Below are 12,854 nucleotides of genomic sequence, written 5' to 3'. Positions count from 1 at the left end.
CCTTGGGCGAACCGCATGTTAGCAAGCGGGTGGAAGGCTCGCTGGCGGTCACCGCGGGCGGGGTAGTTGCAGTCCGGCATCGGTTATCAGATGCAGGACTGCTTGAGCGGCGATGCCAGGACCGTCAAGAACCCCGGTGCGCCTTCTTCGATGACGCCCGGATTTCATCGAGGAAAAACTGCAAGCCGCCCAGTTGCTGGGCGAAGTAACCGCCGCTTGCCATCGATTCAGGCGCGCGTCGATCGCCGGTCGGCGGGTACTCCGCCGAGAAGTCGGCCGTGCGAAATACGATGTCCCAGATCGGGAAAACGGCGCCGTAGTTGCAGGAGTTACGGCCGGCCGCGCGCAACCCATGATGCAGACGGTGAAAGCGCGGCGAGACAAGCAGCCTGTCGCCGAGCCAGCCGAAGGACAGGCGGATATTGGCGTGACTCAGGCTTTCGATGAAGCGCATGAACAGGAATAGCAGCGGGAACTGCAGCGGTGGAATACCAATCGCCAGACCGACCACGCCAAACCAGATTGCCGCAACAAGATCGTCCAGCAGATGATTCCGGTCGTCGGACCAGAAGCTCATCTGCCTTTGCGCGTGGTGCAGCGCATGCAACGCGTACCAGCCTCGCCATGAGTGCGACAGACGGTGACGCCAGTAGTCCGCGCAATCCAGAATCAGGGCGTACGCAAAAAACGTGATGATCGGATGCCCGAGCAGCACCGGCACGACAGTCTCCAGCGTGGGCGGGATATAGCCGTGAGCGACCACAAAACCGTTCACCCACACCTGCACCTGATAGAACAGCAGGAAGCTGACGACCGGCAATACACCGACGCGATTGAGCACCGTATAGAACGCATCCGTCATCACCGTCTTTCGATCTTCCCAGTGCTCGATCGGGAACAGCGCCTCCAGCGGCCAGCAGACGGCATAGGTGACGATGACCGCGAACATCCCGTACACGCACACTAGTACCCAGTCGAACGACAGCTCTTCCCACTGCATCCAGCCGAAGTGATAGAGCAACGGCAGCACGAGGTACTGGTCGATCTCGCCGGCTAGGATGTTGAACAACCTGTCGAGGAATATCAGCATGACGTTCCTTACAAGGTTTCCGCGGTGATCGGGCCCTTACGGCTCAACTCGGAGTTAAGGAAAATGCCATGCGGCGAGCGTCCGACATTAATGGTTTCGTAAGCGCCGCTTTTCGGGTCCAGCACTGCGACCTGTTCATGAAAGCGCAACGTGACCCATAACTTTCCGTCCGGCGCGATGCCAATGTCGTCCGGTCCTGCAGCGTGGAACGGATACGTGCGTTGTATCGCAAACGTGGTGGGGTCGAGGGCCACCAAAGAGCCGCCAATGCGGTTGGACACATACAACGTGCTGCCGTCCGGCGAGAGGAAAATGTTGTGCGGACCGACTCCCGTCTTGACTCGCCGCAGCACGTCACCCGTGACCGGGTCGACCTCGGCTACATGGTCACTTCCCATGACGCAGACAAGCACCTTACCGTTGTGCCAGAGCACGCCGGCCGGAGTTGACCCCACCTTCGACTTCCAGCGAATTGCCATGGTCGTCAGGTCGAACGAAACAAGCGTTCCCGCGCCCTGCATTGAATTGAAGCTCCAGCGCGAATCAGGTGAGAAATCCAGATGGCTTGGCATGGAGCCGGGCGAGAAACGTTTGACGAGACTCAGGTCGTCAGCGCGATAGACATCGACATAGTCGAGCCGCAGCGCGTTGACAACGAGGTAACGATGATCCGGCGTAAAGCCAAGCTGGTAAGGATCGGCTATGACCTTGTGACCGAGCGCGGTACCGGTATGCGGATCGACGATGAACAACGCATTACCGCTGGCATCGGCAATATAGAGCTTGTTACGGTCCTGGGAAAGCGCCCAGTGACTCGGCTCGCGTAGCGTGGGTAAGGTACGAACGACTTTGCGCGAGGCCATGTCGATGACCGAGACACTGGCTTCGCCGGAATTCATCACGATGGCCAGCGAGCCTTCGGCGGCGCTGGCGATTTCAGAACGGAGCGCCATAAATGGCGACAGGCTCAGGCTCAGCGGAATGGCGAGGCTGCGGCCGAGCACTGCGCGACGTGAAAGCTTCATGGGAGTATGCATTTCGGAAATCGGCTTTCTATTTGACAGGAAGGAGCGCCGCGAATTCAGGTGGAATCCTGCACGGAGGAAGATCGGCAAACTAACGACGCCCCAGATACTTTCAGTTCCGTAATCGGACTCGTGGATTCAGATGAATCATGCGTGATTGTCGCATTTTTGCTTGAAACGAACCTGCGCCGAATATTTCTGGCGCAGATTTTGTTTGCGGTCGCGGCCCGGCGCACGGGCGTCCAAATGAGCCGGCGCCGGGGCGCCCGCATTCCGTTTATCGATGAATTGCGTCGGCCCGTGCAGTGCCGACGCAGGTCCGTCACGGGCTTTCGGTCAGCCCGGACCAGCCCGGCAGATAGCGTGCCTCTGGCGTGTGCGCGACGGCTTTGGCCTGATCCAGCGCCTTCGCAAAGCTCTTGCGAATCTTGCTCTCTGCGACTCGCGGCCGCAGGAAATCAGCCCACAGGAATTCGCTGAACGGCGTCGCGTCCTTGGCGAAGCCACCCACGCGGCGCAGTTCGCCGGCGAGACTTCTATACGGATCGTCCGTCAGCCCGGTCACTATCTTGGGGAGATGTTCGAAATCGTATCGCGAACCGTCCGCACCGAACGGATGGACCCATTGGTTGTGCTCCATCATGCGCCAGAAGATGGCTTCGTCCAGCCACGAGAGGTCCTTGAGCATGGCGACCTTCACTTCCTTCACGCCTTCTTCGAGCAATGCAAGCCCGAGGTGATGATGGTCCACGATGTAGTAGAGCTTCCCGGGACCGAGCACGGCGGGAAACCAGTGAGACGCAATGGCCTCGGTGCGTGCTTTCTTATTGAGCGTTTTCCAGTGCTCGCGCTTTGCGATGACTTCGCGATAACCCACCGTCATCTGCGTGGGCCGCAATGCGGCGAGTTTCGCGGGAATCAGGTGATTGTCGGGATGCAGGACCATGTTCGCCTCATGAATTTGAATTGCCGCAACGATAGCGCGGTTACCTTACGCCGACAATTCCGTACGCGATGTGGGCGAAGGGCGAAGGGCGATGTTGGCAGCGATCGATCGGCTGAACCACACGTTATTCATTGTCGTTTTAATTCGGCATGCGAATTAAAAATTCGAAACAATGTTGTTGCTCGTTTCGACAATGACAAGAGCGGAGTGAACGACTTCCGGCTACGGGTGAGAATATACGGGAAGCCTAACCTCACGGGCTGAGCGCCCGCACACGGCCACGCCAAACGCGGATTGGCATTGATCACCAACGACGAACGCAGACCTACGCCGGGCCGCCCATGACGAGTCCCCGTCCTCTGTTTCCAGAACGGTGCGGACTTTGAGTCACGTGTGAAGGCGTGGAGACATGCTCGGTCTTGCGGACTTTGTGGCGCTGTTCCCACGCGATGTACCGGCTGATAGCTGCGTCGAATTCGATCAGGTAGTCGTGATCCTTGACCGCGCCCAATTCGTTTTCTTCGCGCAATTCAACCGCCATCAGCCAGGCTCGCCGCCCGAATTCAGCGCAATGCCCTTTGATGTATGCGGCGAACTCGTCAACATCCGGGCATCGATCGTTCGATTGGATCCGCTCGGCGTTATGCGTTTGATCGGCGCTGAAGGCACGAAGGTACGATGCCTTTCCGGCGTCGAGGTCACGCCACTGAATGTCATTGGAAAATGCGAAGGGCGGTATCTCTATGTCACCCATCTGAACGTGCCGCTGCTCCGACAGGTCACGGCGTTCCGCGCGATCGATGGTCACCTGACAGCGGTGGGCGAACTCTTCGAGGCTAATGGCTGCAGCCAGTGCGGTATGGCGGCCGGCGTGAACACGCCCGGCGGCGCTGCGCGTTGCGTTGCGCTTGCGAGCAACCACGTTGCAAGTTACGTTGACGACCGCGCTGAAAACTCCAGCGCCCAAGGCGACGGCGAACCAAGGCGACATAGTGCTCTCGCTAGATTTGACCGGCGCGTCTCCGGCCGGTCTTCACAGATGCCAATCCACAACTAGACGACTCCCTGTGCGCGGTGCAAGTCCGGTCACGTCGGAATCAGCTTGGTCAATTTAATCATTTCGATATGACCTATGTCACTTTATTTCATGAAGGACGCATGCAGTGTTGTGAAGATTTGACACAGTGAAAACCCGCTCCTGCGAGCGACGCAAATACCTGGCTGATGGCGTGGCGAATCCGTCACGCGCTAGTCCAGGGAAAATTCGGATTTCCTGTTCATGCCCTCTTTAGTTTGGGCATCGGGTCCGCTTCGCCGACTTTCAGGCGCTCCAGCCGCTCGCTCGCTGCAGCGAGTACGCCGAGCGGCGCGCTGTGGAGTTGCGCATCGTGCACGCACACGACGCCGGCGAGCTGCTCGCAGTGTGCGTCGTCCAGTTTCCAGACGCCCGTAGCGTGGCCTTGCGCAAACGCGGCGTTTAGCGCTGCCTCGCTCTGCAACCAGGCTTCGCGGCTGATTTGTCCGTATCCGGCCTCGGCGACGTACGCCGTCAGGATCAGGACTTCTGCAAGGGATTGGGTTCCGGCGATCCATCCGGTTCCGTCGCGCAGTGCCTGCAGTGCGCAATGAGCGTGCAATGAAAGGGTGTCCGCTTCCGTCCTGGGCATCGGAAGAAGCTGCATTTTGGACAGGCGGACACGCGTTGCTTGTGCGCTGCGGTTAAACGGTAGGGGTCGGGCCATGGAGTCGTCGGGAGAGTTGTCCACAGGTTAACGTACAGGTCGCGGTTATTCTGAAGGGGTGGCAGTCCGGCGATTTTGTTCGAATTGTTCAATTACGCTGACTGCCGCCTTGCATTGGTCGAGGTCGAGCAAATTGATGTTGCAGGCTTTTGGCTCTATTTTCAGTTCCCCGGCCAGCCATTTATAGCCCTTTGATCTCGCCTCGAAGATGCTGACGTCGTCGCGCCTGGCCTTTGCCTCCGCCATGGGTTCCAGTGCGGCGTGGAGTTTTGCCTTCGATTCCCGCAATTCGGCGTTCGCCAGCCGGCCGAGCGGGAGGTTGCGGGTACTGCGCGCGAAGATCCCGATCCAGGCCTCGCACGGTGCGCATAGCCATAGCGGCCCGTGCCCGTCCTGATACGGGTAATCGGCCTCTCCGGGCCGCACAAGCGTTGCCTTTGCGCCGCAATAGTCGCAATTCGGATGAGGCAGGGCTTGAACCGGGCGGCCGACTCGCATGATTGAAAGGTTGCCAGAGAAAACACGGAATATAGCAAAAGCCATGTTCGTGCACGACGGTACAGGCGGCAAGCTGAATGGAATGGGGATGCCGCCCGGATTTCCACGAATTCTTACGGGCGGAAAGGGGCTCGGCTGACCGAGCGACATGAGTTGCAATGCGGCATCGAACCGGCTTGACCACGGAGCGACGCCGCAAGGGAAACGCGTCTGGCTCAGACCACCGTGATCACGATGTCGATGTTGCCGCTCAAAGCTTTGGAATAGGGACAGGTTTGGTGCGCGGCATCGGCGAGAGACTGGGCGACTTCGCGGTCCAGACCGGGAAGGCTCACATTCAGCCGCGCCTGGAGGAAATACGCGCCCGCAATCGTACCGAGGTCCACTTCAGCGTCGACTGCCGTGCCGGCGGGCAGGGCAAGCTTTAATTTGGCCGCCGCAAGACCCATTGCACCGATAAAACAGGCGGACCAGCCTGCCGCGAGCAGTTGCTCGGGATTAGTGCCGGCGCCTTTGCTGCCAGGAGCGGAAAGGGCGATGTCCAGACGGCCGTCATCGCTGTGGGACGCACCGTCACGGCCACCCGTCGTGTGAGTCTTGCCGGTATAAAGTACTTTTTCAACTTGTGCCATGGTTGGCTCCTTGTTTGCTGTTGAGTTCAATGATGTAGATAGGGCGCACGGGTGTCATTCGGCAGTTCGCGCATACCTGATTGCGAACGGGTTTCGCTTACGCCGCCAAACGAGTGCCTGGCGATATCGACGTTGGTCTCAGCGCTCGCGAATTCGGCGCGGACCGTCTGTGCGCTTTGACCACGTTGCGACGAGGGGGCGCCGACGATCGGGTTGTAGTGAGGCGCCGGACCGTAGCCGCTGCTGGCAAATGCGGGGGCGGCGATTGCTGCACTGATTGCGATGATTGCCGCGCCGATAAAATGTTTGTTCATGGTGAAGCCTCCGGTAGTGAGTAACGCAAGTCGATCTTTCTGACTGGTCGAATGCGATGAAATTTATTGAGCTAGGTTCTACTAACAAAAATAATTCGATGATGAATGGTTACTCACATCCCTCCCCGATACAGCGTGGTGTTAAGGCGGGCGAGTTGTCCGTCGCGCTCCGCTTGAACCAGTTCCTGACGAACTTGCGCGCGGGTCTTGGGGGCAATGTTGTCGCGGCTCGGCGACCATTGCTGTGTCTGGACGTTGCTGGCCGCTTCGCCGTCAGACCCAGCCGTGCCGGCGGCATGAGCCCAACCCGACACTGCAAATGCAGCAAAAGCCAAAGCAATCATTGAACGTTTCATGTCACTCTCCTGAGAAGGTTTGATCAGTGCCGGTGCATCCGGCGTTGATGCATTAGAACGCCTGCAGGTATCTGCTTTGTGTCGATAAAACCGCGGAAATCCAATGCTTTGTATCGATGCGACGCTCAGATACGTTGCGATACAAATCCGCGAGGTAGCGTTGCAACGGGCTGTATTCGCGCATTTCAGGCGCTTCATGCTCGCGACCGAACTGTCGAGATTTCCTTGGGGTACTTCGGGGATGCATGCACCCCGATGTAGTACAAAAGGAAAGGGCCTTAAGCATCGGAGCACGAATTCCGATGGTTAAGGCCCTGCTTCGTTCTTTACTGCGACAGCGCAGCCTTTGACTCAGGGACGCGCGTAGATCGAGCCAAGGCCGTTCACGTCCGACCCGGTCGCGCGTGAACCTGCCGCAGCAGTGCCGCTGCTCGACGAACCATACGACGTTGCTCCTACGTGATTCGCCGCGTCGATCCGCGCTTGCGCCGCTTCAATGTTCTGCGGATATTGCGTCTGGTCGCCAGCGGGGTTATAGCCGGCCTTTTCCAGTTGAATGAGTTGTGCGCGCACTTCGGCACGGGTGAGAGGTTCGTTCGATTGAGCGAACGATACGGCCGGGATGGCAACGACAGCGGCAATGATCAGCGATTGAACGAGTTTCATGATTTCCTCTTGAGTGTCTGTTTTCGCAAACATGGGTTTGCGTGTTAAGTGGTGGAAGCTGAATCGAGGTCGAACTGCATTTGGACTGGATTCTTGTGCGTCGTGAAGCGTGGCTGGCGTGGAAGCATTAGACCGCCCGGAAGTATCTGGCTTGTGTCCCGCAAGCGCTGGGGTGCAACGTTATGTGTCCACGCGCCTCGCAGATACATTGCGATACAAACGATCGGCGTTACGTCGATGAACTCGCCGTCGTCGTAGCAAACACTGGAGATGTTGCCCTCCGATAGCCGTATCGGAACTCAACCCGAAGCAAAGTTTCCTGCATCGAATGTTGATGATGACGCGGCCAGGGGACAAAGGATCGTCACGCTCGGGACTGGGTCAGCGTGTAACCGGCGTGGTGGTCGTGGGTCGCAATACGTTTCGCGCGTTGACGCTGGTCGTGAGGGGGTCATTGTTGGTTCGCCTGTGGGAGCACGGATTCGAACCTGTGTGCCGGCGCCCGTTGCCGCGACTCCTGGCGGCGGCCGTCGTCCACCTTGCATTCCTGAAAGCTGTCTCGGCATACCGCAATCCTTCTCACGTCCCGTGACTTATCGCCACAGCGATATGACGCCCATATCTTCCCCGCTATGGGTTCTAAATATTGGCAATGATACTTTTCGAACCGTCACTGAGGCAGCGGTCAGGCCGGCCGGTAAAACCCGCGCAACGACGCTGCAACAACGACCCGACGCCAGAACGCCCCCGAAAAGCAGCAACGCAAACCAACGCGAGCACCGAGACATGAGCCAGCCCATCCGCTTCTACCACCGCAACGCGATCCGCGAAGTCAGCGACGCAGACGTCACGCGCACCGTCCTCCAGTACCTGCGCGAAGACGCGCTCTGCACGGGTACGAAAGAGGGCTGCGCCGAAGGCGATTGCGGTGCATGCACGGTCGTTCTGGGCGAACGGGACGAAGCGGGCGGCGTCAGCTTCAAGGCGGTCAACGCATGCATCCAGTTCCTGCCGACGCTCGATGGCAAAGCGCTGTTCACTGTCGAAGACTTGCGTCAGCCGGACGGTTCGCTGCATCCCGTGCAGGAAGCGATGGTCGAATGCCACGGCTCGCAGTGCGGCTTCTGCACGCCGGGCTTCGTGATGTCGATGTGGTCGCTGTACGAGAAAAACGGCCACGAACATGCATGTGCGAACAAAACGGTTCCGTCGCGCGCAGAGATATCCGACGCGCTGACTGGCAACCTCTGCCGCTGCACGGGCTACCGGCCTATCGTCGATGCAGCGGTGCGGATGTTCGAGATTCCGGCGCCCAAAGCACCGGTCGATGTCGCCGCGCTGTCCCGCACGCTCGCCACGCTCGAACGCGAAGACACGTTCCGATACGAACATGCGGGCCAGCGTTTCGAAGCGCCGCGCACCGTCGACGAACTCGCGCGCATCAAGGCCGCACAACCATCGACGCGTATTCTTTCCGGAAGCACCGACATCGGCCTGTGGGTCACGAAACTCATGCGCGATCTCGGCGACATCGTCTACGTCGGGCGTATCAGCGCGATGCAGAAGATCGAAACGTCGGATGACTGGATTGAAATTGGCGCAGGCGTCACGGTTGAAAAAGCCTACGAAGCACTCGCGAAGCACTATCCGGAACTGAAGGAAATGTGGAAGCGCTTCGCGTCGCTGCCAATCCGCAATGCCGGCACGCTCGGTGGCAATATTGCCAACGGTTCACCGATCGGCGATTCCATGCCCGGCCTGATCGCGCTCGGCGCACACGTGGTCGTTCGCGGAAACGACGTCGAACGCGAGATGCCGCTCGAAGACCTGTACCTGGCTTATCAGAAGAAGGACATGGCCGAGCACGAATTCGTCCTCGCGTTGAAAGTGCCCACGCGCACCGGCGTGCGCGCGAATCTTCAGTTCCGGACTTATAAGTTATCGAAGCGTTTCGACTCGGATATCTCGGCGGTGTGTGCGGCGCTCTCGTTTATAGCCGACGGCAATATCATTCGCGATCCGCGCATTGCGTTCGGCGGAATGGCCGCCACGCCCAAGCGCGCGACGCACGTGGAAGACGTGCTGCGAGACGCCGACTGGCACGAAGCCACCGCGCAGGCAGCTATGATCGCGCTCGCGAAAGATTACGCACCGTTATCCGATATGCGCGCGTCGAGCAACTACCGGCTCGAAGCCGCGAAGAATACCTTGCATCGCTTCTGGCTCGAGACACGTCCGGACAATCCGTTGCCGAAAGCGGCGCTCGACGTACGCGCAGTGACTGCTTCCTGAACCTCAAAGGACACGGAGAACAACATAATGAATCAGCAAGCCGAACCGTTCCTGAAGGACATGAAGGAAGCGAAGGATCTGCTCGAAGCAGACTTCACGCAGGTTCACGTTTCACGTCCGCACGAATCCGCGCATTTGCACGTAAGCGGCCGCGCGAGCTACACCGATGACATCCCGGTGGTCGCAGGCACGCTGCACGCCGCGCTCGGGATGTCGGCGAAGGCGCATGCGAAGATCGTATCGATGTCGTTCGATGCCGTGCGGGCCGTGCCGGGCGTTGTCGCCGTATTCACTGCCGCCGATATCCCCGGCGTGAACGATGTCGGTCCCATCATTCATGGTGACGACCCGATCCTCGCCGATGGCATCGTGCAGTTTGTCGGTCAGCCGATGTTCATCGTCGTCGCGATGTCGCACGACATTGCCCGCCGCGCCGTGCGCCGTGCGGAGGTCGTGTATGAAGAGTTGCCGGCGATCCTCACGCCGCAACAGGCGCGTGCGGCCGACTCGCGCGTGCTGCCCAAGATGAAGCTTGCGCGTGGCGATGCCGGTGCGAAGATCGCATGGGCCGCGCATCGGGAGGCGGGTGAAATGCTGCTCGGCGGGCAAGAACAGTTTTATCTGGAAGGCCAGATTTCGTACGCCGTGCCCAAAGATGACGATGGCATGCATGTGTGGTGCTCGACGCAGCATCCGTCGGAAATGCAGCACATGGTCGCGCATATGCTCAACGTCGCGTCGCACAACGTGCTGGTCGAATGCAGGCGGATGGGCGGCGGCTTCGGCGGCAAGGAGTCGCAATCGGGTCTGTTCGCGTGTTGCGCGGCGCTCGCTGCATGGAAGCTGCTGTGCCCGGTGAAGCTGCGTCCCGATCGCGACGACGACATGATGATCACCGGCAAGCGGCACGACTTTCACTACACGTACGAAGTCGGCTATGACGACACCGGTTTGATCGACGGCGTGTCCGTCGACATGACATCGCGCTGCGGTTTCTCGGCTGACCTGTCCGGCCCGGTGATGACTCGCGCGTTGTGCCATTTCGATAACGCGTACTGGCTGCCGCATGTGTCCATCGACGGATTCTGCGGCAAGACCAACACGCAGTCGAACACGGCGTTTCGCGGCTTCGGCGGACCGCAAGGCGCGTTCGCGATCGAATACATTATGGACAACGTCGCGCGTTCGGTGGGCCTCGATCCGCTCGATGTGCGCCGCCGCAATTTGTACGGCAAGACCGAGCATAACGTGACGCCGTACGGGCAAGCGATCGAAGACAACGTGATCCACGAATTGCTGGACGAGCTCGAAGCCACCAGCAACTACCGCGCTCGTCGCGAGGCTGTACGCGAATTCAACGCGAACAACGACGTGCTGAAGAAAGGACTCGCGTTGACGCCGGTAAAGTTCGGCATTGCGTTCAACGTGACTCACTTCAACCAGGCCGGCGCACTGGTACACATCTACACCGACGGCTCGGTGCTCGTGAATCATGGCGGCACGGAGATGGGCCAGGGCCTCAATACGAAGGTCGCGCAGGTAGTCGCACACGAGCTCGGCATCCGTTTCAACCGTGTGCGGGTAACCGCCACCGACACGAGCAAAGTCGCGAACACGTCGGCGACCGCGGCATCGACGGGCAGCGACCTGAACGGCAAGGCCGCGCAGGACGCCGCCCGGCAATTGCGCGAACGGCTTGCCGCGCTGGCCGCGGAGCACTATGGCGAGGGTCAGGTCGATGCGCGCGACGTGCGTTTCATCGATGACCGCATCGTGGTCGGCGACAAGGCGCTTCCTTTCGACGAAGTGATCATGCAGGCGTATCGCTCGCGTGTGCAGTTGTGGTCCGACGGCTTCTACAAGACGCCGAAACTCTATTGGGACCAGGGGAAGATGCAGGGCCGGCCGTTCTCTTACTATTCCTACGGCGCGGCGGTTTCCGAAGTCGTGATCGACACGCTGACCGGCGAAATGCGCGTGCTGCGCGCTGACGCGTTGCACGATGTGGGCGCGTCGCTCAATCCGGCTTTGGATGTGGGGCAGGTTGAAGGCGGTTTCATCCAGGGGATGGGCTGGCTGACGACCGAGGAACTGTGGTGGAACGCGGGCGGCAAGCTGATGACCCATGCGCCGTCGACCTACAAGATCCCGACGGTCAATGATTGCCCGCCCGTGTTCGACGTCCGCTTGTTCAAGAACCGCAATGTGGAGGACAGCATCCACCGGTCGAAGGCGGTCGGCGAACCGCCCTTGCTGCTGCCGTTTTCGGTGTTCTTCGCGATCCGCGACGCAGTGGCGAGCGTCGGCAATAATACCGTGAATCCGCCGATGAACGCGCCCGCGACCAGCGAGGAAATCCTGAAAGCAGTGGGCGCCGTTCGCGCTGCAGTGGCGGCATCTGCCGCCTCTCGTTGATCCGAGGCTTGCTATGGAAATGCTCCAGGAACGGATTGTTATCGGCCGTCGTATCGGGGTTCCTACGCCGCCGGCTGAACCGCCGACGCATATCGTCCTCTTCGGTGCGGGGCATGTCGGTCACGCGCTTGTCAAGTTGCTGGGCATGCTCCCTTGCGTGGTTCAGTGGGTCGATGCTCGCGACGAACTATTCCCTGACGAAGTGCCCGCCAACGTAGAGATCGAAGCGACGGATACACCCGATGCGATCGTGGATACAGCGCCGGCTGGCACATGCTTCCTCGTGATGACGCATGACCATTCGCTCGATTTTTCGCTGGCGGTCCGGATCATGCGACGCAATGATTTCGCTTACTTCGGCATGATCGGGTCGAAGACGAAACGCGTGAAGTTCGAGCGTCGATTAGTCGATCGGGGCGTGGACCCTGCGCGATTGACGGAGATGACCTGTCCCATCGGCGTGGAGGGGATCGTGGATAAGGCGCCTGCGTCTATTGCCGTCGCGGTTTGTGCGCAGTTGATGCAGGTCAGGGCTTTGTCGCAGTATGGCGCCAGGCTATGTCTGGGGCATGAAGGCGAACGGCTTTATCGATAACAAGACTTGCGCGGGATCGCCCGATTTCGCGCCATGCCTGGAAAGGCGTTCAACCCGCCGGTCCACAACGAACACTAACCGCGCCTCCAGCGCGAACTCATCACCCCACACCGCACTGTCCCGCTTCACTCCCCGGTTTCCACGTGGCTTTTCAATAGTCTGATTAATCGGCGCGAAGGAGGTCATGTGCTTCATTGCTGGTGCTTCTGGAAGGACACGTCGACCTGTCACGGAAACGGTCCTCGCTCCCAAGGCACGCTGCAGATGCGCCCAGAACACCCTG

At 59.7% G+C, this 12,854-nt stretch carries 14 protein-coding genes; 4 read left to right on the top strand and 10 right to left on the bottom strand.

Annotated features, from left to right (window positions below; genetic code table 11):
* Positions 1-124: 124 nt before the first annotated feature.
* The 10 genes from ACSOSP_RS20000 to ACSOSP_RS19955 all read right to left on the bottom strand — a co-directional run bounded on the left by ACSOSP_RS20000 (position 125) and on the right by ACSOSP_RS19955 (position 7,269).
* Positions 125-1,090: a sterol desaturase family protein gene (locus ACSOSP_RS20000; RefSeq protein ID WP_455312618.1), complete on the bottom strand. Its 966-nt coding sequence runs from the start codon at positions 1,088-1,090 to the stop codon at positions 125-127.
* Positions 1,091-1,098: 8 nt separating this feature from the next.
* Complete coding sequence (locus ACSOSP_RS19995) at positions 1,099-2,115, bottom strand: YncE family protein (protein WP_455312617.1); 1,017 nt, start codon at positions 2,113-2,115, stop codon at positions 1,099-1,101.
* Positions 2,116-2,437: 322 nt separating this feature from the next.
* Positions 2,438-3,061: a ParB-like protein gene (locus tag ACSOSP_RS19990; protein ID WP_455312616.1), complete on the bottom strand. Its 624-nt coding sequence runs from the start codon at positions 3,059-3,061 to the stop codon at positions 2,438-2,440.
* Between the two features lie 325 nt (positions 3,062-3,386).
* Positions 3,387-4,052, bottom strand: coding sequence for a hypothetical protein (locus ACSOSP_RS19985; protein WP_455312615.1), 666 nt, complete (start codon positions 4,050-4,052; stop codon positions 3,387-3,389).
* 286 nt (positions 4,053-4,338) lie between these two features.
* The gene (locus tag ACSOSP_RS19980) at positions 4,339-4,728 is read right to left on the bottom strand and encodes a hypothetical protein (RefSeq protein ID WP_455312614.1); all 390 of its coding nucleotides are present in this window, start codon (positions 4,726-4,728) and stop codon (positions 4,339-4,341) included.
* Positions 4,729-4,848: 120 nt separating this feature from the next.
* Positions 4,849-5,301 (bottom strand): zinc-finger-containing protein, encoded by a 453-nt coding sequence (locus ACSOSP_RS19975; protein WP_455312613.1) that lies wholly within the window; start codon positions 5,299-5,301, stop codon positions 4,849-4,851.
* A gap of 215 nt (positions 5,302-5,516) precedes the next feature.
* Entirely contained in the window at positions 5,517-5,933 is a 417-nt protein-coding gene (locus tag ACSOSP_RS19970; protein ID WP_031363272.1) for an organic hydroperoxide resistance protein, read from the bottom strand.
* A gap of 26 nt (positions 5,934-5,959) precedes the next feature.
* Positions 5,960-6,247: a hypothetical protein gene (locus ACSOSP_RS19965; RefSeq protein WP_455312611.1), complete on the bottom strand. Its 288-nt coding sequence runs from the start codon at positions 6,245-6,247 to the stop codon at positions 5,960-5,962.
* Between the two features lie 113 nt (positions 6,248-6,360).
* On the bottom strand, positions 6,361-6,603 hold the full coding sequence (locus ACSOSP_RS19960; RefSeq protein WP_455312610.1) for a DUF4148 domain-containing protein: 243 nt from the start codon (positions 6,601-6,603) through the stop codon (positions 6,361-6,363).
* Between the two features lie 351 nt (positions 6,604-6,954).
* The gene (locus tag ACSOSP_RS19955) at positions 6,955-7,269 is read right to left on the bottom strand and encodes a DUF4148 domain-containing protein (RefSeq protein ID WP_455312609.1); all 315 of its coding nucleotides are present in this window, start codon (positions 7,267-7,269) and stop codon (positions 6,955-6,957) included.
* A 334-nt stretch (positions 7,270-7,603) separates the two neighbouring features.
* Here ACSOSP_RS19955 and ACSOSP_RS19950 point away from each other — a divergent pair, with 334 nt between their 5' ends.
* The 4 genes from ACSOSP_RS19950 to xdhC all read left to right on the top strand — a co-directional run bounded on the left by ACSOSP_RS19950 (position 7,604) and on the right by xdhC (position 12,571).
* Complete coding sequence (locus ACSOSP_RS19950) at positions 7,604-7,861, top strand: hypothetical protein (RefSeq protein ID WP_455312607.1); 258 nt, start codon at positions 7,604-7,606, stop codon at positions 7,859-7,861.
* Positions 7,862-8,055: 194 nt separating this feature from the next.
* Entirely contained in the window at positions 8,056-9,561 is a 1,506-nt protein-coding gene (gene xdhA, locus ACSOSP_RS19945) for a xanthine dehydrogenase small subunit (protein WP_455312606.1), read from the top strand.
* A 27-nt stretch (positions 9,562-9,588) separates the two neighbouring features.
* Complete coding sequence (gene xdhB, locus ACSOSP_RS19940) at positions 9,589-11,976, top strand: xanthine dehydrogenase molybdopterin binding subunit (RefSeq protein WP_455312605.1); 2,388 nt, start codon at positions 9,589-9,591, stop codon at positions 11,974-11,976.
* A 13-nt stretch (positions 11,977-11,989) separates the two neighbouring features.
* Positions 11,990-12,571: a xanthine dehydrogenase accessory protein XdhC gene (gene xdhC, locus ACSOSP_RS19935; RefSeq protein ID WP_455312604.1), complete on the top strand. Its 582-nt coding sequence runs from the start codon at positions 11,990-11,992 to the stop codon at positions 12,569-12,571.
* Positions 12,572-12,854: the final 283 nt, after the last annotated feature.

The organism is Caballeronia sp. KNU42 (assembly GCF_053760385.1).
The sequence above is the reverse complement of the archived record's forward strand: the minus strand, read 5'-3'. Positions and strand labels throughout refer to the sequence as shown.

Excerpts from the sequence above, each read along its gene's own strand:
- ACSOSP_RS20000 (WP_455312618.1), bottom strand. The coding sequence starts at position 1,090 with ATGCTGATATTCCTCGACAGGTTGTTCAACATCCTAGCCGGCGAGATC.
- ACSOSP_RS19995 (WP_455312617.1), bottom strand. The coding sequence starts at position 2,115 with ATGAAGCTTTCACGTCGCGCAGTGCTCGGCCGCAGCCTCGCCATTCCG.
- ACSOSP_RS19990 (WP_455312616.1), bottom strand. The coding sequence starts at position 3,061 with ATGGTCCTGCATCCCGACAATCACCTGATTCCCGCGAAACTCGCCGCA.
- ACSOSP_RS19985 (WP_455312615.1), bottom strand. The coding sequence starts at position 4,052 with ATGTCGCCTTGGTTCGCCGTCGCCTTGGGCGCTGGAGTTTTCAGCGCG.
- ACSOSP_RS19980 (WP_455312614.1), bottom strand. The coding sequence starts at position 4,728 with ATGCCCAGGACGGAAGCGGACACCCTTTCATTGCACGCTCATTGCGCA.
- ACSOSP_RS19975 (WP_455312613.1), bottom strand. The coding sequence starts at position 5,301 with ATGCGAGTCGGCCGCCCGGTTCAAGCCCTGCCTCATCCGAATTGCGAC.
- ACSOSP_RS19970 (WP_031363272.1), bottom strand. The coding sequence starts at position 5,933 with ATGGCACAAGTTGAAAAAGTACTTTATACCGGCAAGACTCACACGACG.
- ACSOSP_RS19965 (WP_455312611.1), bottom strand. The coding sequence starts at position 6,247 with ATGAACAAACATTTTATCGGCGCGGCAATCATCGCAATCAGTGCAGCA.
- ACSOSP_RS19960 (WP_455312610.1), bottom strand. The coding sequence starts at position 6,603 with ATGAAACGTTCAATGATTGCTTTGGCTTTTGCTGCATTTGCAGTGTCG.
- ACSOSP_RS19955 (WP_455312609.1), bottom strand. The coding sequence starts at position 7,269 with ATGAAACTCGTTCAATCGCTGATCATTGCCGCTGTCGTTGCCATCCCG.
- ACSOSP_RS19950 (WP_455312607.1), top strand. The coding sequence starts at position 7,604 with ATGATGACGCGGCCAGGGGACAAAGGATCGTCACGCTCGGGACTGGGT.
- xdhA (WP_455312606.1), top strand. The coding sequence starts at position 8,056 with ATGAGCCAGCCCATCCGCTTCTACCACCGCAACGCGATCCGCGAAGTC.
- xdhB (WP_455312605.1), top strand. The coding sequence starts at position 9,589 with ATGAATCAGCAAGCCGAACCGTTCCTGAAGGACATGAAGGAAGCGAAG.
- xdhC (WP_455312604.1), top strand. The coding sequence starts at position 11,990 with ATGGAAATGCTCCAGGAACGGATTGTTATCGGCCGTCGTATCGGGGTT.